Source organism: Cupriavidus sp. WGlv3 (genome assembly GCF_023952475.1).
GTDB classification, from domain to species: Bacteria; Pseudomonadota; Gammaproteobacteria; order Burkholderiales; family Burkholderiaceae; genus Cupriavidus; species Cupriavidus phytorum.
The window spans coordinates 228,738-254,871 of sequence record NZ_JALHRX010000004.1 but is presented as its reverse complement, the minus strand read 5'-3'; the positions used below and the strand labels follow the sequence as shown (position 1 = coordinate 254,871).

The following is a 26,134-nucleotide window of genomic DNA, read 5'->3' as shown; positions in this document are numbered from 1 at the left end:
GGAGACCTGTCATGACAATCACCAAGAAATCGCCCGTGAATGCGCGCCGGTCCGCGTTGATCCTGGGCGTCGCAGCGCTCGGCCTTGGCGCGCTGGCAACGACCGCCGCGTGGGCGCAGACCAACTGGCCGACCAAGCCAGTAACGCTGCTGGTGGGCTTTCCGCCCGGTGGCCAGACCGACTTCGCGGGACGTGCGTTGCTTAACGGCCTGCAGAGTTCGCTGGGTCAGTCGTTTGTCATCGACAACAAGGCCGGCGTGAACGGCAATATCGCCTCCATCGAGGTCATGCGCGCGGCGCCCGACGGGAACAAGCTGCTGGTAGGCAACGGCTCGATGACGATCATGCCGCACGTCTACACCAAGCTTGGCATCGTCGATCCGCAGAAGCTGACGCCGATAGGCGTGATGCTGCAGTCGCCGCTGGTCCTCGTCGTGCCCGCCAGTTCGCCCATCAAGACTTACGCGCAGTTCGTCGACGAGGTCAAGGCGCGCGACAAGTCGGGCAAGACCATCGACTATGGCTCGGGCGGTACCGGCGCATTGCCGCATGTCACGATGGAACTGCTGCGCGAGCGCATGGGCGGCCCCAGAATGAACCACGTCCCCTATAAGGGCAGCAGCCCCGCTATGGTCGACCTGATGGCCGGACGCCTGGATGCGATGTTCGATGCCACGTCGGTCGTCGCGCCTTTCATCAAGTCAGGCCAGTTGCGGCCGCTGATGGTCACGGGACCCAAGCGCGTGGCCATGATCCCGGACGTGCCAACGGCCACCGAGAGCGGCATCAAGGACTTCACCATCATCTCGTTCATCGGTCTGTACGGACCGCCGGGCCTGAGCCCCGACATCGTCAAGAAAGCCAACGGCGCATTGAATACGGCGCTGAAGGACCCGGCCGTCGTCAAGAGCATCGTCGACCGCGGTGACGAGCCCGGCGGCGGCACGCCCGAGCAGCTCGCAACGCTGACCCGCACCCACTACAAAATGTGGGGCGAGGTGGTGAAGGCCAACAACATCACGGCTGATTAAGGCTGCGCAGGCCGGTGAATGCCGGTCTGTCGCCAGCGCCGCGTCGCGGCACTACGTGCGCGCTCTGCGCGAATAAGGCACGGAAGGCGGATGATCCGACGGCTGAGTTCGGCCAGTATCGGTCCCACACCGGCCATTTAGGTCTGAGGGGCGATTGTCCGAGTGAGGTCGGCATGAGGAGATGAGATCCAAGCGATAGTCGGACCCTCTCTTCCGCGAACCTACCGGCCATGCGTTGTCAACTTGCCGGCTGGATCAGCATAAAAAGGCGGCCATAGCCTGCCCGGGAATGGAGGGCTTCAGCGGATCAACCCGATTTTCCTCAATGCAAGGCATGGCCGCGCGGATAGGAGCTTGCGCCAACCCGGCGAGCGTCACAGTCCCGCCCGTCAGGTATTCTCTATGCGGCCAAGTACTCGACGGGCCGCCGCTTCGAATCTCGGGTCCAGGACGGCGCCAACATTGAACCGCGACCATGGCGATTTGACTTCGGAGTTCACGCGGAAAACGCGGCCTGGCGCGATGACCACCTTCTGCTGCAGAAGGTGCTCGGCCAGAACCAGTGAGTCTTCCACGTTCGGTAGTGCGCCCCACAGGTACAGACTTTGTTCAGTCCTGGCGAGTACGTCAATATTGAGCCTTTCAAAGAGCGCCAGCGCCCTGGCGGTGGCTTCAGCCAGGCGCGACCGCAGCCTGGTCACGTAGCGCTGGTAGTGGCCTTCGCTGAGAATTACATCGACGGTCCGCTCGCAATACTCTGAACTGCTGACATGGATCAGCGCCTTTAGGTCGGCCAGATCGCTTGCCAGGTCGGCGCCGCATGCAATGAAGCCTACGCGCAAGGCAGCCGAGAAAGACTTTGAGAAGCTGCCGATATAGATGGTGCGTTCGAGCTGGTCCAGCGCCGATAGCCGGGGCAGTGTTGTGGGCTTGAAGTCCGCGAGCGCGTCGTTCTCCACGAGCAGCAAGTTGAAGCGCTGCGCGAGCTGCAATACTCGGTACGCCTTGGCAGGCGAGAGATCCGAGCCGGTCGGATTGTGTGCCACGGATTGCGTGAAGAACAAGCGTGGGCGGTGCTGGACAAGGAGCTGCTCCAGCATCTCCACGTCCGGCCCGTCGGCCAGCCGCGGCACGCCAATGATGGTAGCGCCGGCCAGCTTCAGCTTGCCGAACAACGGGTAGTAGCCCGGATCATCGACAAGAACCGTGGCGCCGGCCGGGACAAAGTACCGGATCGCCAGGTCGAGCGCATCGTTGGCGCCATGGGTCAGGACGATCTGCCGGGGATCGGCGCCCACGCCGACGTCGCCTAGCTTGCGCACCAGATGGTCACGCAAGGGGCCGTATCCGAAGCGATTGCCGTACCGGAACAACGCACCCAGACCGGTGCGCACAACTTTGTGGTGATACTTGTCCAGTCGCGCTTCCGACAGCCATTCGACTGGCGGGAATCCATCCCCCACGGCTAACACGTCTGGCCTGCTTTTCAGTTGCTCTCGCATCAGCCAGACGATGTCCATCGCCCGCCTCAGCGAGCCGGCGTCCTCGTCGGCCTGTGCCTTCACAGGCCGGTCGAGCACAAAATAGCCGGCGCCGCGCCGGGGTTCCACCAGCCCGCGGCTGACCAGCAGTTCGAACGCAGCCACGATCGTGTTCTTGCTGTATCCGTGCAACAGGGCCAGTTCCCGCAGCGAGGGTAGTTTGTCGCCGGTCCGGTAGGCGCCTTCGACAATCTGTCTTTCCAGAGTGTTCGCCAGCGTTGCGGCGAGTGTAGGGGACTTTGTATGCATCGCAGGCGTTATGGTCTAGGCCGCGCTTCGCGCCGGCAGGTTTCACCCAAACTGTCCCGTCAAACTGTACCTTTTTTCACGGGTACAGTCAGCCTAAAGTGTCACCATTCCATACCCCAAGGAAGGAAACATTCAATGGCTACCGATTCCAGACTGCCCAATTTCCGCGCCATGACCCCGGCCCAGCGCCTCGAATATGTCGCGGGCGCAACATCGCTGACACAGGAAGAGATTCGCTTGCTCGCCGAACCCGGCGCACTGGGCGCGGCCCGGGCCGACGGCATGATCGAGAACGTAGTGGGCACCTTCGAGCTACCGTTCGGCATTGGGGGATATTTCCAGGTCAATGGCCGCGATGTGCTGGTGCCGATGGTGGTGGAAGAGCCGTCTGTGGTGGCGGCAGCTTCCTACATGGCAAAGCTTGCGCGCGAATGCGGCGGCTTCGAGACCTCCAGCACCGGGCCGCTCATGCGAGCACAGGTGCAGGTACTGGGGGTGACCGATCCCTACGGCGCCCGACAGGCCCTGCTGCGTCATCGCAAAGAGATCCTCAGCGTAGCGAACAGCCGCGACCAGGTGCTGATTGGCCTGGGCGGCGGCTGCAAGGACATCGAGGTCCACGTCTTTGCCGACACGCCAAGGGGCCCGATGATCGTGTTGCACCTGATCGTCGATGTGCGCGACGCGATGGGCGCCAACACGGTGAACACCATGGCAGAAGCGGTTTCGCCACTGGTGGAGCAAATTTCCGGTGGCACGGTGCGCCTGCGCATCCTGTCCAATCTAGCCGACTTGCGCCTGGCACGGGCGCGGGTCCGGCTGACAGAGGCGGTGCTGGCAACCAGGGAACGCAGCGGCGCCGAGATCATCGAGGGCATCATCGATGCATACACCTTCGCCGCCATCGATCCCTACCGGGCGGCCACGCACAACAAGGGGATCATGAACGGCATCGACCCGGTCATCGTGGCGACCGGCAACGACTGGCGCGCCGTCGAGGCGGGCGCCCATGCCTACGCCTGCCGCGGCGGACACTACACGTCGCTGACGCATTGGGAAAAGGACAGCAGCGGCGCCCTGGTCGGCACCATTGAAATGCCGATGCCGGTGGGCCTGGTGGGCGGTGCGACTAAGACCCACCCCCTGGCACGCCTGGCCCTGAAGATGCTCGACGTCGATTCAGCCCAGCACCTGGGCGAGATTACCGTTGCCGTGGGCCTGGCGCAGAACCTAGGCGCACTGCGTGCACTGGCCACCGAAGGTATCCAGCGCGGCCATATGGCGCTGCATGCGCGCAACATCGCGTTGGTAGCGGGTGCCGTCGGTGAAGAGGTCGATCGTGTGGCCAAACGCATGGCCGATGAGAAGGACGTGCGCACCGATCGTGCCGTAGCACTGCTGGCCGAACTCAGGGGCCAATAGGCAGCGCAAGGCGCCACCGCGTGGCGCCCCATTCAATACACAGCCAAGAGCTGCCGACGCGCCAGAGCGCCTCAATGCCGGCCAACTTACGGAGACAACCCAATGAAAACAAATGAAGCGCGACTCGCGTCGCGCCTGGTCGAAGTCTGGGGAGACACCGCGGATACCGGCCATCTTGCCTGGTCCATCCTGATTGGCGGCAGCGTCAGCATCGTGGGCTTCCTGGTAGCAAGCCGCCTCCTGGCGGGGCTGGTCGCGACACCGGAGCTGGCGCGCGCCTACGCCATGCTGGCCGGCCTTGCCGGCTGCCTGCTTGCCGGAATCATCTGCGCAATCCTGTTTCGGCCCAAGCGAGAAGTCACCGAAGACGACTCCGGCGACCCGAGCTGGCGCGAGGAAGTCCTCGACAAGCTCGCCGCGGAATCTGGCGGTCTAGGGTCGGTCGCCGACCTGCCCGCCGCCGCCGTGCGCGAGATGCATGAGCTGGAGTTGTTCGAACTCTTCGCATCGCGCGAACGCCATAGTGCGGGGATCGAGCCGATTGGCAACGCCGCTTCCCCGGCAGCGCCTGCAGCGTCCACAGTGCCCATCCAGCCGCAATTCACCGCGACGTGAACGCCTGCCCAAGGATATCGGAGACACATCATGCTTGAATCCGCAATACTGAACCACATCCTCGTTGCCGCGGGCATGGGCCTGGCCGGCGCCATCATCTTCGCCGCCATCGGGCTGATCTCGGGCACCGACGAAACCACCACGCTCGCCCCGCTCACCCTTCTCGTCGTGTTGCTCGGCGTGCCACCCGAAGGGGTCTTCACCTTCTTCCTCGCGGGCGCCGTCGCCAAGCATATGACCCACGCGATTCCGACTGCGCTGCTCGGCATTCCCGGCGACACCATGGCGACGCCCTTGCTGCAGGATGCCAACCACCTGCGCAACCTGGGCGTGCCGCATATCGCCCTGCGCAAGATGATCTCGGGCGCCATCATTGCGGCCTTTGCCGCGGTGCCGCTCGCCGTGCTGTTCGCGGTGCTGCTCGCCCCATTCGGCGCCGCGATCACCAAGGCCGCGCCGTGGATCTTCGTCGTGGCCGCCGTGATCATCGCTTACAGCTCCGCCGGGCGCTGGGCCTCGATTGCCACGCTGGTGCCGTTCGTCGTCGTCATCGTCGCGCTGCAAACGTTCACGGCGAAGTTCGGCGTGAAGCTCAGTATCAGCTACTTCCTGGGCATTGCCATTGGCCCGCTGATTGCGGATTTGTTCTCGGTGATCTCCCCGGCGGACAGCGCGCGCATGCGCCGCGACAAGGTGCGCACGTTCACGCTCGCGCCCGACGTGAAAGGCTGGTCGGGATACTTCCCGAATCCGTTCCGGGTTCTCGACCGCGACCAGACCAAGTGGACGGTAGCGACCGCCGCAGTGTCCAGTGCGACCTTTGTGTTCAGTCCCGTGGCCATGACCGTGGTCCTGGGTGAAATTGTCGGCGCGCGCGTGAAACATGCCTATCATCGCCTGACCACCGTGCTCAGTGCGCGCAACGGCGTGACCGAAGCAACCTATATTGCCGAGGCGCTGATCCCCCTGATCGCCTTTGGCTTGCCGCTGAGCCCCGTAGCGGCCGGCCCTGCCGCGCCGTTGTTCAACGCGCCGCCGGTATTCACTGTCGATGCCGCCTCGGGCCAGACGCATAACCTGCACAACCTCCTGAACCATTGGGAGTTCCTGGGCTACGGGCTTCTCGCCGTCCTGCTGGCCGCGCTGGTCTCCTACCCGTTCGCCATGAACTACGCGCGCAGTGCCGCACTGTTCGTGTCCCGCAGGATCTCCCACGAAGCCATCATCGCCACCTTCGTCGGCCTGATCCTGGTGATCAGCGTTTGGGAGGGCCAGCTTCTTGGCCTGCTGGTCATCCTAACGATGGGGCTGCTGGGTGGACTGCTGTCCAGGACGATCGGGTTCAACACGGGCGTGCAGTTCATGGGCTACTACACGGCGGTGCTGACGGTGCCGGCGTTGCTGAAGCTGATTGGGTGATTCCACGGGCAAAGGACGACCATGACGGAGCATGTAAGGATTGTCGAAGTCGGTCCGCGCGACGGGTTGCAGAACGAACGGCAGGCCGTTGACGTGGAGACGAAGGTCTCCTTGATCGAGCGCCTTGTGGCGGCTGGCGTCACGCATATCGAGGCGGCATCGTTCGTCTCGCCGAAATGGGTTCCGCAAATGGCCGGCAGCGCCGATGTCATGCAGAAAATCAGCCGCCCGCCGCACGTGCAGTTTAGTGCCTTGACGCCAAATCTGAAGGGGCTGGAGGCAGCACTGCGTGCCGGGTGCGACGAGGTCGCGGTCTTCGGAGCGGCGTCCGAAGCGTTCTCGCAGAAGAACATTAACTGTTCCATCGCGGAAAGCCTTGATCGATTTCGCGAGGTAGCAAACGCCGCGATCTCAGGCGGCATCCGGCTTCGCGGCTATGTATCTTGCGTCATGGGGTGCCCTTACGAGGGCAATGTCGATCCGGCGCAAGTCGTCCAGGTCGCGCTTAGACTCCTGGATATGGGATGCCAGGAGATTTCACTGGGCGATACCATCGGGCGTGGGACGCCGAGCGCAACGAAGGCGCTCCTTGACGCCTGTCTGCGCCGAATCCCCGCAACACAACTGGCGGGCCACTACCACGACACTTATGGCATGGCCATCGCGAACATTGCCGCGTCACTTGAGTTTGGTCTGCGCACCTTTGACAGTTCCGTGGCCGGTCTCGGCGGATGCCCATATGCCGTGGGTGCCAGCGGCAACGTGGCAACCGAGGACGTTGTCTACCTGCTGCACGGCTTGGGCTTTGAAACAGGTATCGACTTACACAGGCTTGCGGATACGGGGCGCTTCATCAGCGATGCTGTTGGTCGCACCTCAGCTTCCCGGGTGGCACGCGCACTAGACAAAGGCGGACGGTAGGCATTGCTCCGTGATTGGACTGCCTTTGCGATCAGCATGTTAATTCCCACCAAACCTGATTGGACTGACCATGGATGCTAGCGAAACCAGTTTCACCCACATCAAGCCGATGGATACAGAGTTCACTGAGGGCGGCTTACGAGACTTCTTTGTTTACCGCGATCTCGGAATCGCAAAAGCTACAGGCGGCAAGGTGGTGGCCCAGTTGGTGCGCGCCAATAGAGCGCCAGAGGCAGGAACTGGATGGCACGTCCATGAGGCCGACTTTCATATTGTCTACATGCTGAAAGGATGGGCACGCTTCATGTACGAAGACCAAGAAACATTGGTCTCGGCAGGAGACTGTGTCCACCAACGCCCAGGCATCCGGCACTTCCTGTTTGACTACTCGCTAGACATGGAATACCTGGAAGTGGTGGGGCCTGCCCAATTCACTTCGATTGGAGTGAGCGGCCCTTGCGCCGTGCCCAGCCCCGGGAAATGGAAGCAATCTTAGAAAGCACCCAGCGCTATTCTGGCCGCCGTCCTATCAGAATGGTTCGCCCCCTTTTCGCGGGATCGCGGATGGGTCCTCACTGCCCCTTGTTCTATGGCAGCGTTCAGTGTGAGCTTGCTATTCTGAACCGCCAGTGAGCTTGCCGACGCCCTCAAGTGTCTGATGAGGGTGAGCAAACGGTCATTGACCTTGCGTATTGCGACCGGCCGAAAAGGGTCGAAAACAGGCGCCGGAATTACGGCTTGACCAACATATCCCTGGCGTACTTGAGCCCCATACCATAGCCACCGCCAAAACGCTCAACCAGTCCGCGTGCCCGGTCATAGGTTTCCTTGCGCGTCCAGTCCCTCTGGAACTCGAGCAGGACCTGCAACCAGCTCGTCACCTCCGCGCCTTTGGACCGCATGCGGTCCAGCGCGTAGTGGTGGGAATCGACGGTCGCCCCGCCGCAGGCGTCCGCCACGACAAAGGCCTGATAGCCCTCGGCCAGGCAGCACAGGACCGGGAAGCACACACAGGCCTCCGTCAGCATGCCCGCGAACAGCAGCTTCTTCCTGCCGGTGGCAATCACGGCCTGCCGCGCGGCGTCGTCTTCCCACAGGTTCATGGAGCGCCGGTCGTACACCGGAACGTCGGGCAACAGCTCGCGGATGGCCGGAAACGGAGGACCGCTATACACCTTCGTTGCCGAGGTCGAGAGAATCGCGGGGACGTCGAATGTCCGGGCGGTCTCGACAAGCGCCACCAGGTTATTGAGTAGCTGCTGGCGGTCCATGGACTGCACCGCGAATCCCAGGCCTGCCTGGGGATCCACCAGCACCAATGCACACTCCTGCGGCGAATTGAGTTCGTCCATCTCGCACCTGCCTCAAAAGCTGAAGTTAAGTCTCGGAGCACCCCAAGACATTCAAGCTAGTCGATCGTCGCCGGCTACCCAAGTACGGCCTTCGAGCGCGCGCAGGATCGGGCACTTGTGGCGGCATCGCCGGGGTGCAGTTCGCAGGCGATACCAAACCACGTCATCAACTGTGCCCCGGCCTCTGCCATGGCTGAGTTCGGCCAGTTTCGGTCAGCCGACATTTACCCTGCCGCAGGGCCGATTTGGCAGAGAAGCGGTCGTCCGTGGCGCTTCCGAACAGCATGGGTGCGCTGGATTTTTCGTTAGTCAACCTTGATCTCTGCGGTTGCCGCCAGCGCTTTCCACGCCCGGATATCCCTCTGGATCACCCGTGCAAACTGCTCCGGCGAATTCTTCTCGACCCACAACAGGCCCTGCTGCGCGAAGCTGGCCTGCAATGCCGGCGCCACCATTACCCTGGCGATTTCCTCGTTGAGCCGCAGCACGATCCCGGCCGGCGTATGGGCCGGGACAAAGACGCCATACCAGCCATCGAGATCCAGGTCGAAGCCCTGCTGCTTCAGGGTGCGCACCTCCGGCAGCATGGGCGAGCGCCGCGTGCCGGTCATGGCAACCGGCACCAGCTTGCGGGCCTGGATCAGTGAGAGCGGCGAACGCGCGTCGACGAATGCAATGCTGACAACCCCGCCCTGCAGGTCGGTCAGCAGTTGCCCCATGGTCTTGTAGGGAATATGCCGCATACGCAGGTCGCGCGCGCGGGCAATGGCTTCCATCGCCAGGTGGCCGGTCGAGCCGACGCCCCAGGTGCCGTAGGCAATGTTGGGATGCGCGCGGACGTAGTCGACAAAGCTGGCAAGGTCGCGCACCGGCGTCTCGGCGGTTGCCACCAGCAGCACGCCGCCGGCGCTGACCTGGATCACCGGTGCAAGGTCCTTGTCCGTGTCGTAGGGCATGCCGTCACGCAGCGCCGCATTGATCGCGATCGCGGAAGCGTTGCTGAACAGGATGGTATAGCCGTCCGGCGCTGCCTTGGCCGCCAGGTTGTTGCCGACGATGCCATTGGCGCCGGGCCGGTTTTCGACCACGACCGGTTGCCGCAGCGCGCGAGAGAGCGGCTCGGCGAACACCCTGGCGACGAGGTCGGTGCCCGAACCCGCACCGCCCGGCACGATCATCCGCAATGGGCGCGATGGCCAGGCAGAGGGTGCCGGGGCCTGCGCAAACACGTTTGGCGCGAGACAGGCCGCGATGGCGGCGGGAATTGCGTCCTGTAACCACCTGCGTCGGTTCATCATTGTCTTCCTCGGGGATTGTCCTGCCATGCATTGACCGCGCGCTGCTGCCTGGCGCTGGATCTTGCGCCGCGGCAGCGGCTGTATCGGTCGCCGGTGCTGCTCAGCCGCTCAGCCGCGCCTGGGCGGCGGCTGGAAGCCAACGAAGGCGCGATTCCAGGTGGGACTGATGACAAGCTCGTTCACCGTGGCGCGCGCCGGCAGGGACAGCACAAAGGCCACCGCCGCGGCCACATCCTCCGGCTGCAGCATGCGCGCCAGGTCTTCTGCGGCGGGCGGCGTGGGCCGGTTGATCAGGATCGGCGTGGCGGTCTCGCCGGGATAGATGGCGCAGGCACGGATGCCGTTGGCGCACTCTTCCATCGCCACGGACGTCGTCATCGCCGCCATGGCGTGCTTGCTGGCCCCGTAGGCGGCACCGGTCAGCGCCGAGGCGTAGCGTCCGGCCCACGACGAGATATTGATGATGGTGCCTTCGCCCTGGTCGCGCATGCCGGGGAGCACCGCATGCATGCAGTAGAACGCGCCGTTGAGGTTGATGTCGATGACCTGGTCCCAGTCGGCCGGCGTCAGGCGGGACAGCTTGCGGTTGACCACGTTGATGCCGGCGGCGTTGACCAGGATATCGACGGCGCCAATGCGCTCCTGAAGCTGGCGGCCGGCGGCAGCCACGGCTTCGCGGTCGGCCACGTCCAGCGGCAGCGCGATCACGCGCTCATTGCCGCATTCTGCGGCGAGGCTGGCGACCGCCGCTTCGCTGCGCGCGGAGACCACAACCGTGGCGCCCGCTTGCCACAGCGACAGCGCACAGGCGCGGCCGATGCCGCTGGAGCCGCCGGTGATCCAGGCGGTCTTGCCGTGAAGGGAAAGGATGGGGGCGTTCATTGCGAAAGATTCCTTGGTCTGGGATAGCGGTAAGGGAGACGCTTCAATGCGTGGTCACGCCCATGATCTGGTTGACGTCATAGATCGGCGGGCGCGGATTCTTCGCCCACGCGTCGGTCAGCAGGTAGCGCAGCCGGAAGCTCTCGGGCACGTCGGCCAGGCCCGGCGTGAACAGCCACAGCCGCAGCAGGTGGCGCTTGCGGTCCAGCTCGGGATGGTCCTCGTAGCTGGTGCGCGAGTGCAGGACCACGTAGTTGTTCAGGAACTGCATGTCGCCGGGCGCCAGCTCCATGTCGATGCGAAAGCGCGGGTCCTGCGTGTATTGGTCGAATCTGTCGAGCGCGGCGATGTCCTCGGGCGCCAGCGGCGGCGCGTCGGGGAAGCGCTGCGCCGTATTGATGAAGCTGCGGATGTAGCGGTTGAACAGGCGGCCGTTGTGCCAGCTGAACACATGCGTCATCGTGTACGGCGCCTGGCCCGGCGCTTCCTCGTGCCGGCGGTCGAACGCAAAGGGCTGGTACAGCCGCGCCAGCAGTTCGGGATGCTCGCGCAGCATGGCGTTATGGATTGCCATGGAACTGGCGATGCTGCTCTTGCCGCCGCGGCGCGCAGTGCGCAGGCACAGCAGCCCGACCACGTCGGCGCCATCGGTATGGAACGGCAGCCGATGGCGCGACTGATAGCCGCGCGCCGTCATGTCTGACTTCGGGTCCTTGCCAAGATCCCAGACATGGCCCAGCACGTCGCCGAACGCGTTCTGCGCAACCGCGCGGCCCAGGTGCATGCCGATGCCCCAGTAGATCGTGCCGGCGTCCATCTTGGAATAGCGCTCGACCGGCAGCCCGCGCAGCAGCACCACGCCCAGTCCCCGCTCCAGGCGGTGGCGCAGGTCTTGCAGCTTCGCCCCAAGGCTGCCGAGCGGGAATGTCTCCTTGCTGATCGCCGGCACCGCAAGGCCCAGCGATTTGCAATGCGCCAGCGCCGCGTCCAGCTGCGCGATCTCGTCCGCGCTCAGCCAGACCACCCACTCACTCTCCTTCGCGGCAATGTCGCTGGCTTCCCACGCCGCCGGGGTCTCCACCGCCTTCAGTGCTGCTTGCGCCTGTGCTGTTTCCATTGCTGTCTCCTTGTTGTCGCGGCCATTGCCGGGCCGGTGCAGCCATTGTGCGAAGGCAGCGCGCGCATGACTAATGAAAGTTGATGCGTTTGACCAAACCAAAAGGTAATATCACCGCGGCGATGCCGTGCCGTCACCGGCCACGCCGCGATGAGTCACGCTTTGTTTCTAGGGGTTTTCACCATGGACGCGATCGGTTTTCTGCGCAGCGGACTGAAGCTACGCCATCTCCGTCTGGTCATAGCACTGGAGGAGCACCGGCAGGTCGCGCGGGTCGCGAACGCGATGAACATCACGCAGCCGGCGGTATCGAAGGCGCTGGCCGAGGTCGAGGAAGGCCTGGGCTACCCCTTGTTCGTGCGGCGGCCCCGCGGCATCGAACCGACGCCGCACGGCATGATCTTCGTCAGCTATGCGCAGTCGATCCTGGACGAACTGGACCGCGCCGGCGACGAGCTGCTGGCGCTGGGGCAAGGCGCCTGCGCATCGATTGCGGTCGGCGCCATGCCCGGCTCGACGCTGGCGCTCGCGCCGCGCATCATCGCGCTGGCCAAGGCGCGGATGCCGACGCTGAACATCGCGGTGTACGAGGCGCCGATGGACGTGCTGATGGGCCAGTTGCGCACCGGCCGCCTTGATATCGTGCTGGGGGCGCTGTCGGAGCGCGCTACGGCCGGGGATATCGAGCAGCACCACCTGTATGAGGAAGTGTTGCGCGTGGCGGTCCACCCGGAGCATCCGCTGGCGGCACGCGCGACCGTGGGCTGGCCAGACCTGTCGCCGTACCCGTGGGTCGTGCCGCCGCGCACGGCGCGGCTGCGCCAGAGCCTGGACGCGTCGCTGCGACGCATGAAGGTGGAGGTGCCGGCCAACCATGTCGAGTCGGTATCGGCCGGCCTGGTGCTAGGCCTGCTGGAGGCGATGCAGGCGGTGGCAATGGTGACCGGGCGCCTGGCGCGCACCTATGAAGCGCGCGGCCTCGCCCATGTCCTTCCGCTCGAGATACCGGGCGTGCTGCTGCCGGTGTCCACTTTCACGCTGGCCGGCAAGGCCCCCTCGCCGGCTGTCGAACTGTTCCAGCAGTGCGCGGAACAGGCGGCGGCCGGCTGACTGGCCCGCTATTCCGGCCTGATGCCGTTGATCTTCACCACGTTGGCCCAGGTGGCATAGTCGTTGCGCACCGTGCGCGCGAACTCCTCCGGCGTGGTCAGCGGCGGATCGGCCATCATGTTGAGCTGCTGGAAGCGTGTGGCGAGCGCCGGCGAGCGCAGCGCCTTGTTGATCTCGCGGTTCAGCGTCACGACGATCTCGCGTGGCGTGCCCTTGGGCACGAACAGCCCGTACCAGCCTTCGTTGGTCATCGGGAAGCCCTGCTCGGCCATGGTCGGCACCTCGGGGAACGCGGGCGCGCGGTGCTTGCCGGTGATGCCCAGCGGCCGGATCTTGCCGCTCTTCACCAGCGGCACCGAGGTGGTGATGTCGACGAAGGCGATCTTCAGCACACCGCCCTGCAGGTCGGTCAGGATCGGCGGCACGCCCTTGTAGGGCACATGGGTCAGGTCGATGCCCGCCAGCGTATGCAGCTGTGCCATGGCGAGGTGGCCGCCCGAGCCGATCCCCCAGCTGCCGTAGTCATACTTGCCGGGCCGCGCCTTGATCGTTGCCACGAAGGACTTCATGTCCCTCGCCGGAAAGTCGGGCGTAACCACCAGCAGCACGCCACCCGAGCCGATCTGCGCCACCGGCACCAGGTCCTCGACGATGTTGAATGGCAGCTTCGGCTGGATCGCCTGGTTCATTACGGTGGCCGAGGCGCTCGCCAGCAGCACGGTGTAGCCGTCCGGCTGCGCGCGCACGACGGCATCGACCGACAGCTGCCCGTTGGCGCCGGGCTTGTTGTCGACCACCACGGGTTGCTTCAGCGCCTGCGAGATCTGTTCGGCGAACACGCGTGCCAGCACGTCGGGGCCGCTGCCGCCGGGGCTCGGCACCACCATGCGGATCGGGCGCGAGGGCCAGTTGCCCTGCGCGAGGACGGGGGCGGCTGCCAGCGCGGTGGCGGCCAGGACTGCGAGATGCCATGCACGCTTGCCGCGGCATGTGGGGCTTGATTTCATATTGTCTCCGTAAGCCCACGCCGCTTCTGTGGATGGCGATGCCCGTTTCCAAGATCGCATCGGCGGCGTGTGTGCACCGGGATTTTGCGCACGATCTGGCCGCGAAAACCAATGAAATAAAACCGCGGAAGCATAAGCGATTGGTCATGCCAGCACGACGAACCGTGCGCCCGGCTCAATCGCGGTGCAACGTCAGCCGCGGCCTGCGGCGCTCCCCAACGCGCACGGTGCCGGGCGCGACACCCTGCCAGCGGTGGAAGGCCTTGTTGAAGCCGGCCTGCGTCTTGAAGCCCAGCGCCCGCGCGACATCGCCAAGCGGCATGTCGGTGTTGCCCAGCAGCCGCCGCGCCAGCGCTTCGCGCTCTTCATCCAGCAGTTGCGCGAACGAGGTGCCGTGGTCCTGCAGGTGGCGATGCAGCGTAAAGCGATGCACCGCGAACAGCGAGGCCAGCCGCGGCGCGGTGCATTCGCCCAGCAGCATCAGGTCGCGGATCGCCTGGCGGGCCTGGCCCAGGAAATCCGGCGCGACATGCGATTCCAGCTCGCTCAGGTAGCGCACCACCGAGGATTCGACCGCCTCGTCCGCCACGCCGCAGCGCTGCTCCAGCGTACCGGCCGGGAACACGAATTCGTCGCGCGGCTGGCCGAAGCGCACATCGGGGCCGAAGTGCGCGACGAACGGCGCCAGCTCCGGCGGCGGCGGACGCGACAGCGAGACCGCCGCGGGCAACCAGGACCTGCCGAGCATCAGCCGGAACATCTGCAGGTTGGCCGCGAGATAGGCGGTCAGCAGGTCGTCGCGGCCCGCGCAGGCGCCGTCGATCTCGACCGAGAAGACCGCATAGCCTTCGCGCACGGTCAGCGCCGTGTCGATGCCCCGGTACCAGATGCGCCCGTAGCGCAGCAGGCCATCCACCGCGTCGCGCACATTGCGCGACGACAGCAGCAGCAGGCGCAGCGGCCCGGCGTTTTCCATATTGGCGCGCGCGCCGACCTGCACTGCGAAGTGGGGCCGGCCCGAGGTGGCGGCCGCATCGGCCAGGATGCGCCCGCACAGCGTCAGCGCCAGAGGCGCCATGGGCTCTTCCAGCGACGCCGGGCCGATGCCATAGCGGCCCAGCAGCGGCCAGGGGTCGGCGCCCTGCGCCCGCAGCACCTCGACCACCCGTGCAAGCGTGCCGACCGGGACCGAACGGTTCTCGGGCTTCATGGTTCGGGTTTTCACCAGCTGTGACAAACGGATAGGAAATAGTGACAGCAGGATAAACGCAGCATGCGTCCGGCGTCCAGAATACCTGCACCGCCCCCATGCAAAGGGCTTCACCACAAGGAGACTATCCATGCATTTTCTCGACGACAGCCTGCTCCCCGAAAACCAGGAAAAACTGGTGATCCAGGTCGCGCCCTACGGCCCGCAGTGGCTGCCCTCCGACTCCGACGACATCCCGGTGAGCATGGACGCACAGATCCAGAAGGCCGTCGATTGCTACAACGCCGGCGCCACCGTGCTGCATGTGCATGTGCGCGAGTCGGATGGCAAGGGTTCCAAGCGCCTGTCGATGTTCAACGAGATGCTGGCGCGGCTGCGCGAAGCCGTGCCCGACATGGTGCTGCAGGTCGGCGGCTCGATCTCGTTCGCGCCCGAAGGCGAAGGCAAGGCCGCCGAGTGGCTGGACTACGACACCCGCCACATGCTGGCGGAACTCGATCCGAAGCCTGACCAGGTCACCATCGCGATCAACACCAGCCAGATGAATATCTGCGAGATGCTGAGCGCCGACGACGTGCAGGGCACCATCCTCGAGAAGCCCGAGTACCTCAAGGCCTACAGCGAGATGGTGGTGGACTCCAAGCCGTCGTTCTTCATCGAACACCTGGAGCGCCTGAGCAAGGCCGGCATCCAGCCGCACTTCATGCTCGGCCACGTGGCGCAGCTGGAGACGGTCGAGCGCCTGATCCGCAAGGGCCAGTACCGCGGCCCGCTGATCCTGAACTACGTCGCCATCGGCGGCGGCGCTGCGGGCCTGCACCCGGCCGACATGATCGAGTTCGCCCGCCGCACGCCCGACGGCGCGGTGCTGACCATCGAAAGCGCGATGCGCGCGGTGCTGCCGATGAACGCGATGGCGATTGCGCTGGGCCTGCATGTGCGCGTGGGCATCGAGGACAACCTGTGGGGCCGCAAGGGCGAACGCATGACCTCGGTGCAGCAGATCGAGCAGACCGTGCGCCTGGCGCGCGAGCTTGGCCGCGATGTCGCCAACGGCAAGGAAGCGCGCCGCATCTACAAGATCGACGAGTGGTACGACAGCGCGGACGAGACCATCCGCCAGCTCGGCATGGCGCCGAACCGCAAGCCGGGGCAACGCGGCTTCACGGTGCCGGGCAGCGTCTGAGCGCCGTCATCCGCCGCGGCATGCGCGTTGCTTTGGCCGCGCGTGCCGCGGCTTCCGAACACAGCCCCCTGCGGCAACCGAGCAACCGATCATGAAACTGACCAACAAGATCGCCGTGGTGACCGGCGTCGGCCCCGGCCTCGGCCAGGGCATCGCCGTGGCGCTGGCGCGCGCCGGCGCCGACCTGGTGATCTGCGACATCGACCCCGCATCGCTGGCCAGCGCGCGCGAGGCGGTCCTCGCCGAAGGCCGCCGCTGCCTGTCCGTCGTGTGCGACGTATCGTCGAGCCAGCAAGTGGCCGACATGTTCGCGCAGGCGCGCGAGACCTTCGGCACCGTCCATGTCCTCGTCAACAACGCCGCGCTGACGCCCAACCGCCCGGTGGACACCGAGCGCCGCAACCAGCTCTATGCGTACCTGCAGACGCCGGTGCCGCGCGGCTCGCTCGGTTTCACCAGCGAGATCACCGACGAGGAATGGCTGCGCTACTGGGGCGTGAACGTGCATGGCACCTTCTACTGCACCCGCGAGGCGCTGCGGCTGATGCAGCCGCAGCGCTATGGCCGTATCGTCAATATCGCGTCGATTGCCGGGATCTCGTCCCGCAGCGCGCACAGCCCGCACTACAGCGCCACCAAGGGCGCGGTGGTCGCCTTCACCCGCTCCGTGGCGCTGGAAGTCGCCGGCGCCAACATCTACGTCAACGCGATGGCCCCCGGCGGTGTCGCCACGCCCGCCTTCAACGAATACCTGGAAAAGATCGGCGCGGACGGCCGCAACCGGCTCTGGCAAAGCTGCCCGGCGGGCCGCTTCGGCACCGTCGAGGAATACGCCGCGACCGTGCTGCACCTCGCCAGCGACGAGCACTACCTGGTCGGCCAGGTCATCAGTCCCAACGGCGGCTCGGCCATCTGAGCCCTGCCAAACGCCCCGACAACAATGCAACAGAACCTCTTTCCCCACTACAAGGCGCTGCGCGATACCGGCGCGCTCGGCAGCGAACTCGATCCGCTGACCGATTGGGATCCCAAGTGGATTGCCAACTGGGTCGCGCTGGCGCGCGATGCGCAGGCCGAAGGCATGCTCGACCCCAAGCTGGTGGCGCTGATCCGCCTGAATCTCGACGTCACCGCCACGCACCTGTACAAGCCGGGCGTATCGCGCCACGTGCGCGAGGCGATCCGGCTGGGCGCCACCCGCGCCGAAGTCCTTGAAGTCTTCAAGCTGGCCAGCGTGGTCGGCATCCATGCCTGCGCGGTCGGCGTGCCGGCACTGGCCGAGGAACTGGCGCGCGCCGGCATCCCGGATGAGCCCGCCGTTGCGTCAGTTACGCCAGGCGCGACGCCGGTGTGCGACGCGGTGCGCGCCAACGGCATGTTCAACCCGCTGTGGGAAACACTGTACCGCTGGGATCCGCAGTACCTGGAGAAATTCCTGGCGATGGGCTTCGGCCTGTGGACAGACAACATCCTGCCGCCGCTGTGGATCGAGTTCCTCTGCATCGCCGGCGATGCCGCGATCACCCACATGTACGGCCACGGCACCCAGCGGCATATCGAAGCCGCGCTGCGCCTCGGCGCCACGCGCGCGCAGATCCTGGCCGTGCTGAAGATCGTCAGCCTGCAAGGCATCGAGGCCTGCGAACTCGCGGTACCGATGCTGGAGCATGCCATGCGGGAAACCGCAGCCTGACCCCGCGGCCGGCTAGCTCCCCTCTCCCATGCATGGGAGAGGGGAGACAACACACGCAACGCCCAGGAGTACGTAGTGCAACCACTCGCCCCCGCCTCAGGCATCACCGCGGCGCTGCCGCAGGATGCCAGTTCGCTTGCCGCCCTCTACCGCAAGATCACGTGGCGGCTGCTGCCGTTCCTGTTCGCGGCCTATGTGCTGAACACGATCGACCGCATCAATATCTCGTTCGCCAAGCTGCGCATGGCCAGCGACCTGGGTCTCTCGGATGCGGCCTATGGCATCGGCGCGGCGGCATTCTTTGCCGGGTACATCCTGTTCGAGGTGCCCAGCAACCTGTATATGCAGAAGACCGGGGCGCGCCGGACCATCACGCGCATCCTGCTGCTGTGGGGGCTGGCAACCGTTGCCACCAGCCAGGTCAGTTCGCCCGAGGCCCTCTACGTCGCGCGCTTCCTGCTGGGCGTGGCCGAAGCCGGCTTCTTTCCCGGCGTCATCCTGTACCTGACCTACTGGTTCCCCGCGCAGCGGCGTGGACGGATCACTTCGCTGTTCCTGATGTCGGGCACGTTCGCCGGGATGATCAGCGGTCCGCTGGCGGCAGCGATCATGCTGCACCTGGACGGATGGCTGGGGCTGCGCGACTGGCAGGCGCTGTTCGTGGTGGAAGGCCTTCCGGCGATGCTGCTGGGCCTGGTGGCCTGGCGCTACCTCGACGACCGCCCCGCCCAGGCAAAGTGGCTCACGCCCGCGGAAAAGGCCATGCTCGCGAGCGACCTCGGCAAGGAAATCCAGGCGCGCCAACACGGCGGCATCCTGGCGCTGCTCAGGGATCCACGCATCTATGTCATCGGCCTCGCTTTCCTTTCGATCTATGCCTGCACCAACACCATCGCCTACTGGATGCCGACGCTGATCCAGGGCTTCGGTGAGGCGCATGTGGCGCGCATCGGCTGGATCTCCACGCTGCCCTATGTACTCGGGCTGGTGACGATGTACCTGCTGGCGCGCAGCTCCGACCGCCGCCTGGAACGGCGCTGGCACGTGGCCGGCTGCCTGCTGGTTGCCGCCGCCTGCTTCGTGCTGATGGGCCTCGCGCGCGGCGAACTGGTGCCAGCGGTGGCGTGCATGACGGTCGGCGCCGCCGCGTGCCTGGCCGCGCTGCCGGTGTTCTGGACGATTCCGCCGGCGTACCTGGGCGGCCAGCAGGCGCCTGCCGGCATCGCACTGGTCAGCAGCCTGGGCGGCGTGGCGGCCTTGATCAGCCCGATCGCGGTAGGCGCGATCAAGACCCGCACCGGCGACCTCTATCTTGCATTCGACCTGCTGGCGATGCTGCTGGCAGCGGGAGCCGTCACGCTATTGCTTGCGCTGCCGGCCCGGCTGCTGGAATTCGGCAGCGGATCTCGCGAAAGGGGCCACGAAGTCAAAGTTATAACCACCGAAGACGCTTGAGCTAGAATTCCATGGCCCGCGCCTCCCCTCACTTTCCCCACGATGAATCCCGGACCGCATGACGTCCTGAGCCGGATCCTTTCCGCATGCAAGGCTGAACGCGCCGTGACGGCAAGCTTCCGGCTCCACGCACCGTGGGCATTGCACTCGGCCGGCACCGAGGGGGCGCTAATCCGCATGTGTACCGGACCCGGATACTGGATCTGCACCGATGGCGGCACACCTGTCGAGATCGCTCCACGCGATATTGTCATGCTGCCGCGCGGCACTCCGCATACGGTCTCATCGACACGCGACCCAGGCGATCGCGTCGTGCCCTTCGCCGATCTGATGAAGGCGCACATGATTGGCAGCCATGGCGACCATCCGATCGAACTGACATATGGCGCGGATAGCAAGGGCAGCTTGGACACCCCACCCACGCAACTGTTCTCCCTGCACCTGTGGATGCCCGCGCTGGACGTCGGCACCATCCCGGCGGAATTGCCACGGGTGATCGTGCTGCGTGCCGATGAACTGGCGCTGGCGCACACGCTTGCAAACACGATGGAACTGCTGGTGCAGGACTCGCTGGCCCAGCGCCCGGGCTGGCAGTTGTCAGCGGCACGCATGGGCGACCTGCTGCTCGTGCATATCCTGGGCGAGTATCTGCGCACGCCCGCGGCCATGCGTCAGGGCAGGCCAAACGTCCTTGACGACCCCGGCATCGCGCGCGCTGTTGCCGCCATGCAGGAAGAGCCGCAACGGGACTGGAGCATCGCTCAGCTCGCTGCTGTGGCGTACCTATCGCGCACGGTATTCGTCGAGCGCTTTCGTGCGTTGCTAGGCGTGCCGCCGATGCAGTACCTGAGCGCGTATCGCATGAACCTGGCTGCCGAACGGCTGCGCGAGCCGCGCACACGGATTGCCGATGTCGCCGAAGCCACGGGCTACACCTCCGAAAAGGCATTCTCACGCGCGTTCCAGCGCTGGATTGGCGTGTCGCCCGGTCAATATCAGCGCGACGCATCGGCGCCCTGACGCTTCTGCGCGCTGCTGATCCGGACGATCGGTGCCCGAATCCGGCGTTATGGAGGTTGAGTCTGGCAGGGCGACTGCCCAATAATTCCGCTCAAATTTCGCTCAATCGCCCGCGCTGGCGAACAAGGAGACTTGGGCATGAAGCAGGTGGAACACGCACTGGTCGTGGGAGGTGGCATCGCCGGCTGTGCGGCGGCCATTGCGCTGGCACAGGCCGGTGTGCGAGTGACGATGCTGGAAAGGCAGCAGGAATGGAAATTCCAGAGCTCCGGCATCTTCATCTATCACAACGGCCTTGCGGCGCTCGGCAGCCTCGGGGTACTTCCGCAGATTGTGTCGAGTGGCTTTGCCATTGCTGATGGCCGGAATATTTACCTGGACGAACGCGGCGAACCGATCACCGATACGTACTATCCGTCCCGGCTCCGGGACATTCCGCCGATCGTCGGCATTCGTCGGGCCGAGATGCATCGCATCCTCGCCAGCCGACTCGATTTGCTGCGCGTCGATATCCGTCTGGGCACTACTGCCGTCCGTATCGATCAGAACACGGCAGAACACGTCACCGTCACGCTTTCCGATGGCACCACGGGCCAGTATGACCTCGTGGTCGGGGCAGACGGCATACGCTCGGAGATCCGCCGTCTCGTCGCAGGCCCGCTGGAGCCGGTCTACACCGGACTGGGCGTCTGGCGTAGCGTGCACACGCGACCGAAGGACCTCACCGCGAAGATCATGATGATGGGTGTCGGCAAGAGGCTCGGCATCATGCCGATCAGCGATGACCAACTGTACCTGTTCGGCACACTGCCCGAACCCGCCGGGCAATGGTATGAGCGCGCCGACTGGCCGGCGCTGATGCAAGCCCGCTTTGCGGAGTTCGATGGACCGGCGCGCCAGTTCCTGGACGCGCTCTCGGCCGACGCCGAAGTTCTCTACACCGCCGTGGAGGAAGTTGCCGCCCCGCTGCCCTGGCACCGTGGCCGTGTGATCATGATCGGCGACGCCGCCCACGCCTCCACGCCCTTCATGGGACAAGGCGGCGCGATGGCGCTCGAAGACGCAGTGCTGCTGGCGGAGATGCTGTCGCGTGACGTCGACGTGGAGAGTGCGCTGCGAGCCTTTGGGGAGGCACGCTTTCCCCTGTGCAAGTTCGTGCAGGACACTTCGCGTAAAGTCGGCGAGGCTGGAGCGCAGGAAGACGTCGACATCGTCAGGGCACGTAACGAAACGATGCAGCGCACCGCGCAGCAACAGGTGGACGACTTCTACGCGCGGATGGATGTGCTACGCCGTCAATTGCCCTTGGCGCAGAGCGCCTGACAGGCGGGGTACAAGCGCGCCTCCCTCGCGCGCAGACGCGAGCTTCTCGACGCCATCACGATAGTGGTCGACGAATTCGACCGCCCGTCGAGCCCTTCCCGACGCCCCTAAAAGAAAAATTGCGAATCGTCTGATCGCGATCCCCACTGGAAAGGCAAAAACTAGAGCCATCACCGAAACAAGGTGATCGGGAGTCGAAACCCGCTATTCTCTCTGACGGATGGTCGCTCATGCGACCATCCCCACACGCACGCGTGCGTCGCTTCACTATGGCGGGCCGGGCGGGGCAGCCGACAAGGCTGGCCGGTGTTCGTCAGAGAGCCGGTATTTCGACCCTCGCTGCCAGGCCCGCCACCCTCTGCCGTTTGCATCAGGCGGGTCTCCCAACCTTCTTCAGGAGAACGCAATGCAAGAGAAACCCCATCCGCAGCACGAAACCATCTTCATCGGCATTCCGGCAGAAGCCCTGGAATCGCTCGACCGGATCCAGGCCGGCCTGGGTAGCGTCCTGTCGCTGCTCGAAGTGGAAAGCGAACGGTCAGAGGGATGCCACGGCGTCCATTGCCTGCTGGCAATGATCAAGATGCAGGTGGATCAGATCGCAGAGGCGTTGCAGCCTGAAGCTGAGTCGTTATGACACCGGGTCATCCGTCTCTTCCCCTGCCGCGGCCCCGTCTTCGCGCAGCCAGACGATAGATTCCGCGCCCTGCCCGACGGTGCTTTCCATCCGGCCATAGCGCTCGACCAGCGCGTAGCTGATGGACCGGCCGAGGCCGGTCCATCACTCGGCCAATATTTTCGCTGTGCCCTGAAAGACGCTTCACTGTAGAGACCTCTACAGCATTGAAATACCCGCTATAGGCTTCTACCATGCGCCCATGACCGCAACCACTCAATCCTGGGCGCTGCTGATCGTCACGCTTCCCACGTCCGGCGCCACCGCGCGCATGCGGATCTGGCGTGCGATCAAGAGTATGGGTTGCGCCGCGCTGCGTGACGGTGCTTATCTTTTGCCCGGGGGCGTGGAGCAGGTCGGCCAATTGCGCCAGCTGGCTGACGAAACCCGGCACGAAAACGGACAAGCCTGGCTTCTGCAAGTCAGTGCCGGAACTCCGGACGAAGAGATCGCGTTCCGCGCCTTGTTCGACCGCAGCGCTCACTATGACGAACTGCAAGCTGCGCTGGCCGAAGCGCTTGAGGTGCTCTCCGACCAGAACGGCGCCGAACTGAATCGACTGCTGCGCCGCCACGAGCGCGCCTATGAAGCGATCCGCCGGATCGACTTTTTTCCTAATGAGACATCGCGCCGCGCAGAAGCCGGCTGGAATGATTTCAGCCGGGCCATCGAGGCAATTCAGTCGCCGGGCGAGCCCCAGCCCCTCACCCGTACGATTCCGCGCCGGGATGCCGCGCAATATCAGGGGCGGCGCTGGGCCACGCGCCGCCATCTGTGGGCGGACCGCGTGGCCAGCGCCTGGCTGATCCGGCGCTTCATCGATCCCCATGCACGGTTCCTCTGGCTGGAAAGCCCCGGAGATTGCCCGGACGATGCACTGGGCTTCGACTTCGACGGGGCGACCTTTACCCATGTGGGCGATCGCGTTTCCTTTGAAGTGCTGCTGGCGAGTTTTGGCCTCGAGGCTGACCGGGGACTCGGCCGGCTTGCCAGAATGGTCCATGCACTGGACATCGGCGGGATCTCGGTGCCGGAGGCCAGCGGCTTCGAAGCCGTGCTGGCCGGCGCGCGAACGCGGCTGCAGGATGACGACGCGTTGCTGGCGGAGATCAGCTCGGTGCTGGATTCGCTCTACGCGCATTTTTCAGCCAACAAAAGACCCTGAATCAATCCTTCCAAAACCATGGCACCGCAGCAACGCCCCGACCATCCCGCCTATACCCTCTGGCAGCTGGTGGCCTATTTCCTCCGCTTGGGGACCTTTGGCTTCGGCGGCCCGGTAGCACTGGCCGGCTATATGCACCGCGACCTGGTGGAGCGGCGTGGCTGGATTACAGATGGCGACTACAAGGAGGGCCTTGCGCTGGCGCAGCTGGCACCGGGCCCGCTGGCCGCGCAACTGGCCATCTATCTCGGCTACGTGCATTACCGCATCCGGGGTGCAACGCTGGTCGGCCTGGCATTCGTGCTGCCGTCCTTTCTCATGGTGCTGGGATTGGGCTGGGCCTATGTCCGCTTTGGCGGACTGACCTGGATGCAGTCCGTGTTCTATGGGGTGGGCGCCGCCGTCATCGGCATCATTGCCATCAGCGCATATAAGCTGACCACCAAGAGCGTGGGCCGCGACAAGCTGTTGTGGGCGATCTACCTGACGCTGGCTGCCGTGACCGTCATCACGGAATCCGAGATCGCCTGGCTGTTTCTCGCCGCCGGCGTACTGGTCTGGTTCTGGCGTGCGCCCCCGAAGTGGTTGCGCCAAAGCGGCGCCAATGCGATGGCGGCCACGCAGATGCCGGCCGCAAGCGGGCTGTTCAGCGCGCTGGACTGGCCGCTGCTGTCACAGCTCGGCGTGTTCTTTGCCAAGGCGGGCGCCTTTGTCTTCGGCTCCGGCCTCGCGATCGTGCCGTTTCTCTACGGCGGCGTGGTAACGGAATACCAATGGCTCAACGAAAAGCAATTCGTCGATGCGGTGGCCGTCGCCATGATCACCCCCGGCCCCGTGGTCATCACGGTGGGATTCATCGGCTACCTGGTGGCCGGACTGCCGGGGGCCTGTGTGGCGGCATTGGCTACCTTCCTGCCGTGCTACCTGTTCACGGTACTGCCCGCCCCCTACTTCAAGAAATACGGGAAGCTTCCCGCCATCCTCGCCTTTGTCGACGGCGTCACGGCGGCAGCGATTGGCGCAATTTCCGGCGCCGTGATCGTGCTGGCGAAACGTTCGATCGTCGATGGCCCCACCCTGCTGCTGGCGCTGGTCACGGTCGCACTATTGCTGAAGTTCAAAAAGCTGCCTGAGCCGGTCATCATCACCGGCGCCGCATTGATCGGCCTGGCCGTTTATCCAATACTGCACCGCTGAGCCCCTGACAAGCAGCCTGCCGCAAACCCTGTCAACTCACGCCGCCGCTCATCACCCGTCCGGCGCCAATTGTTGCGGTTCGCTCAACATACTGAAGGCCGTCGCGACGCTACTGGCAATCGCTCCCGCTGCCTAGAATCGGTTGCAACGATGGTCGCACGGAACGCGCGACAGTCGAGAAGGATGTCCGCGCAACGCAGCGGAACATGCCTGCCGCCGAGTGCGGCTTCCCCCCCACTGACAGGACTCCCGATGATGAGCGAAACAACCCGCAATGTGCAGCCGGTTACCGCCAACCTTGGCAAGGATGGTGCCGGCGAACTCGTGCCCTCCCGCTACGCCGTGCGCGTGGGTGACGTCGATGTCGTGCTGATCAGCGATGGCATTCTTCCGCTGCCGGCCTCGACCATGTCCACCAACGTAAGCCAGGCCGACCGCAACGCCTGGTGCGATGGCCGCTTCCTGCAACGCGACACCTTCGACTGGGCGCTGAATATCGCGCTGGTGCGCAGCGGCGAACGCCTGATCCTGATCGACTCGGGCGTTGGCGACGGCTTCGAATATTTCACGCGCGCCGGTCGGTCAGTGATGCGCCTGGAATCGGCGGGTATCGACCTGGCCGCGATCACCGATATCGTGATCACGCATATGCATATGGACCACGTCGGCGGGCTGAACGTCGATGGCGTCAAGGCCAAGCTGCGTCCGGACGTACGCATTCACGTGGCGGCCGCGGAAGTGGAGTTCTGGAAAAATCCGGACTTCAGCAAGACGGTAATGCCGGAGGCGGTGCCTCCCGCGCTCCGCAAGGCGGCGGCAAAGTTTGCGCAACGCTACAGCGAGAACATCGTGCAGTTCGACCAGACCGTGGAAATCGCTGCGGGTGTGTCGGCGCGCGTGACGGGCGGGCACACGCCGGGGCACTGCGTCGTGGACGTGGCATCGAACGGCGAGAAACTGACGTTCGTCGGCGACGCGATCTTCGAAGTCGGCTTCGAGCGGCCCGACTGGCAGAATGGCTTCGAGCACGATCCCGAAGGCGCCACGGACGTGCGTATCGCGCTGCTCAACGAAGCCGCGGCAACCGGTTCCCTGCTGGCCGCGGCGCATGTCGCGTTCCCGTCCATCGGGCATGTTGCGAAGCATGGAGAAAGCTTCCGGTTCGTGCCGGTGCAATGGGATTACTGATTGACGAGCGCGGAAGCAAAAAAGCCCGTCGCACCGGCGACGGGCCTTTTGTTCTTC

General features: G+C 65.0%; 24 protein-coding genes. 17 read left to right on the top strand and 7 right to left on the bottom strand.

Annotated features, from left to right (window positions below; translation table 11 throughout):
* Window positions 1–11: 11 nt before the first annotated feature.
* Window positions 12–1,031 carry a Bug family tripartite tricarboxylate transporter substrate binding protein gene (locus tag MKD38_RS10105; protein ID WP_252676429.1) on the top strand — a complete coding sequence of 340 codons (1,020 nt, stop codon included), beginning with the start codon at window positions 12–14 and terminating at the stop codon, window positions 1,029–1,031.
* Between the two features lie 389 nt (window positions 1,032–1,420).
* On the opposite strand, the gene MKD38_RS10100 is transcribed toward MKD38_RS10105, so the two are convergent.
* On the bottom strand, window positions 1,421–2,821 hold the full coding sequence (locus tag MKD38_RS10100; RefSeq protein ID WP_252676428.1) for an aminotransferase-like domain-containing protein: 1,401 nt from the start codon (window positions 2,819–2,821) through the stop codon (window positions 1,421–1,423).
* A gap of 135 nt (window positions 2,822–2,956) precedes the next feature.
* Here MKD38_RS10100 and MKD38_RS10095 point away from each other — a divergent pair, with 135 nt between their 5' ends.
* The 5 genes from MKD38_RS10095 (at window position 2,957) to MKD38_RS10075 (ending at window position 7,694) form a co-directional block, all read left to right on the top strand.
* A complete protein-coding gene (locus MKD38_RS10095; protein ID WP_252676426.1) occupies window positions 2,957–4,243 on the top strand; it encodes a hydroxymethylglutaryl-CoA reductase, degradative in 1,287 nt (428 codons plus the stop codon).
* A gap of 102 nt (window positions 4,244–4,345) precedes the next feature.
* On the top strand, window positions 4,346–4,858 hold the full coding sequence (locus MKD38_RS10090; RefSeq protein WP_252676424.1) for a hypothetical protein: 513 nt from the start codon (window positions 4,346–4,348) through the stop codon (window positions 4,856–4,858).
* A 30-nt stretch (window positions 4,859–4,888) separates the two neighbouring features.
* Window positions 4,889–6,277, top strand: coding sequence for a tripartite tricarboxylate transporter permease (locus MKD38_RS10085; protein ID WP_252676422.1), 1,389 nt, complete (start codon window positions 4,889–4,891; stop codon window positions 6,275–6,277).
* 21 nt (window positions 6,278–6,298) lie between these two features.
* Complete coding sequence (locus tag MKD38_RS10080) at window positions 6,299–7,198, top strand: hydroxymethylglutaryl-CoA lyase (RefSeq protein ID WP_252676419.1); 900 nt, start codon at window positions 6,299–6,301, stop codon at window positions 7,196–7,198.
* 70 nt (window positions 7,199–7,268) lie between these two features.
* Window positions 7,269–7,694, top strand: coding sequence for a cupin domain-containing protein (locus MKD38_RS10075; RefSeq protein ID WP_252676417.1), 426 nt, complete (start codon window positions 7,269–7,271; stop codon window positions 7,692–7,694).
* Between the two features lie 235 nt (window positions 7,695–7,929).
* Here the strand turns inward: MKD38_RS10075 and MKD38_RS10070 are convergent, their stop codons facing one another.
* From MKD38_RS10070 to MKD38_RS10055, 4 genes are all read right to left on the bottom strand, one after another.
* Complete coding sequence (locus MKD38_RS10070) at window positions 7,930–8,550, bottom strand: hydrolase (RefSeq protein WP_252676415.1); 621 nt, start codon at window positions 8,548–8,550, stop codon at window positions 7,930–7,932.
* A gap of 305 nt (window positions 8,551–8,855) precedes the next feature.
* Window positions 8,856–9,728, bottom strand: a complete 873-nt coding sequence (locus MKD38_RS10065) for a Bug family tripartite tricarboxylate transporter substrate binding protein (RefSeq protein WP_252676413.1) — start codon at window positions 9,726–9,728, stop codon at window positions 8,856–8,858.
* A gap of 228 nt (window positions 9,729–9,956) precedes the next feature.
* Window positions 9,957–10,730, bottom strand: a complete 774-nt coding sequence (locus MKD38_RS10060) for an SDR family oxidoreductase (RefSeq protein ID WP_252676411.1) — start codon at window positions 10,728–10,730, stop codon at window positions 9,957–9,959.
* A 43-nt stretch (window positions 10,731–10,773) separates the two neighbouring features.
* Window positions 10,774–11,847 carry a TauD/TfdA family dioxygenase gene (locus MKD38_RS10055; protein ID WP_252676409.1) on the bottom strand — a complete coding sequence of 358 codons (1,074 nt, stop codon included), beginning with the start codon at window positions 11,845–11,847 and terminating at the stop codon, window positions 10,774–10,776.
* Between the two features lie 183 nt (window positions 11,848–12,030).
* Here MKD38_RS10055 and MKD38_RS10050 point away from each other — a divergent pair, with 183 nt between their 5' ends.
* Window positions 12,031–12,957, top strand: a complete 927-nt coding sequence (locus MKD38_RS10050; protein ID WP_252676407.1) for a LysR substrate-binding domain-containing protein — start codon at window positions 12,031–12,033, stop codon at window positions 12,955–12,957.
* A gap of 8 nt (window positions 12,958–12,965) precedes the next feature.
* Here the strand turns inward: MKD38_RS10050 and MKD38_RS10045 are convergent, their stop codons facing one another.
* Window positions 12,966–13,964, bottom strand: a complete 999-nt coding sequence (locus MKD38_RS10045) for a Bug family tripartite tricarboxylate transporter substrate binding protein (protein ID WP_252676405.1) — start codon at window positions 13,962–13,964, stop codon at window positions 12,966–12,968.
* A 175-nt stretch (window positions 13,965–14,139) separates the two neighbouring features.
* Window positions 14,140–15,174: an AraC family transcriptional regulator gene (locus MKD38_RS10040; protein ID WP_252676403.1), complete on the bottom strand. Its 1,035-nt coding sequence runs from the start codon at window positions 15,172–15,174 to the stop codon at window positions 14,140–14,142.
* Between the two features lie 130 nt (window positions 15,175–15,304).
* Here MKD38_RS10040 and MKD38_RS10035 point away from each other — a divergent pair, with 130 nt between their 5' ends.
* The 10 genes from MKD38_RS10035 to MKD38_RS09990 all read left to right on the top strand — a co-directional run bounded on the left by MKD38_RS10035 (window position 15,305) and on the right by MKD38_RS09990 (window position 26,077).
* The gene (locus tag MKD38_RS10035) at window positions 15,305–16,360 is read left to right on the top strand and encodes a beta-keto acid cleavage family enzyme (protein WP_252676401.1); all 1,056 of its coding nucleotides are present in this window, start codon (window positions 15,305–15,307) and stop codon (window positions 16,358–16,360) included.
* 91 nt (window positions 16,361–16,451) lie between these two features.
* Window positions 16,452–17,276, top strand: coding sequence for an SDR family NAD(P)-dependent oxidoreductase (locus MKD38_RS10030; RefSeq protein ID WP_252676399.1), 825 nt, complete (start codon window positions 16,452–16,454; stop codon window positions 17,274–17,276).
* A 24-nt stretch (window positions 17,277–17,300) separates the two neighbouring features.
* Complete coding sequence (locus MKD38_RS10025) at window positions 17,301–18,053, top strand: carboxymuconolactone decarboxylase family protein (RefSeq protein WP_252676397.1); 753 nt, start codon at window positions 17,301–17,303, stop codon at window positions 18,051–18,053.
* Between the two features lie 75 nt (window positions 18,054–18,128).
* Entirely contained in the window at window positions 18,129–19,508 is a 1,380-nt protein-coding gene (locus MKD38_RS10020; RefSeq protein ID WP_252676395.1) for an MFS transporter, read from the top strand.
* Window positions 19,509–19,550: 42 nt separating this feature from the next.
* Window positions 19,551–20,528 carry an AraC family transcriptional regulator gene (locus tag MKD38_RS10015; RefSeq protein ID WP_252676393.1) on the top strand — a complete coding sequence of 326 codons (978 nt, stop codon included), beginning with the start codon at window positions 19,551–19,553 and terminating at the stop codon, window positions 20,526–20,528.
* Window positions 20,529–20,666: 138 nt separating this feature from the next.
* The gene (locus MKD38_RS10010) at window positions 20,667–21,851 is read left to right on the top strand and encodes an FAD-dependent oxidoreductase (RefSeq protein ID WP_252676390.1); all 1,185 of its coding nucleotides are present in this window, start codon (window positions 20,667–20,669) and stop codon (window positions 21,849–21,851) included.
* A 406-nt stretch (window positions 21,852–22,257) separates the two neighbouring features.
* Window positions 22,258–22,488: a DUF1484 family protein gene (locus tag MKD38_RS10005; protein ID WP_252676388.1), complete on the top strand. Its 231-nt coding sequence runs from the start codon at window positions 22,258–22,260 to the stop codon at window positions 22,486–22,488.
* 241 nt (window positions 22,489–22,729) lie between these two features.
* Entirely contained in the window at window positions 22,730–23,692 is a 963-nt protein-coding gene (locus tag MKD38_RS10000) for a chromate resistance protein ChrB domain-containing protein (protein WP_252676386.1), read from the top strand.
* 18 nt (window positions 23,693–23,710) lie between these two features.
* Window positions 23,711–24,889 carry a chromate transporter gene (locus tag MKD38_RS09995; protein ID WP_252676384.1) on the top strand — a complete coding sequence of 393 codons (1,179 nt, stop codon included), beginning with the start codon at window positions 23,711–23,713 and terminating at the stop codon, window positions 24,887–24,889.
* A gap of 255 nt (window positions 24,890–25,144) precedes the next feature.
* The gene (locus MKD38_RS09990) at window positions 25,145–26,077 is read left to right on the top strand and encodes an MBL fold metallo-hydrolase (RefSeq protein WP_252676726.1); all 933 of its coding nucleotides are present in this window, start codon (window positions 25,145–25,147) and stop codon (window positions 26,075–26,077) included.
* The last annotated feature ends 57 nt before the right edge of the window (window positions 26,078–26,134 follow it).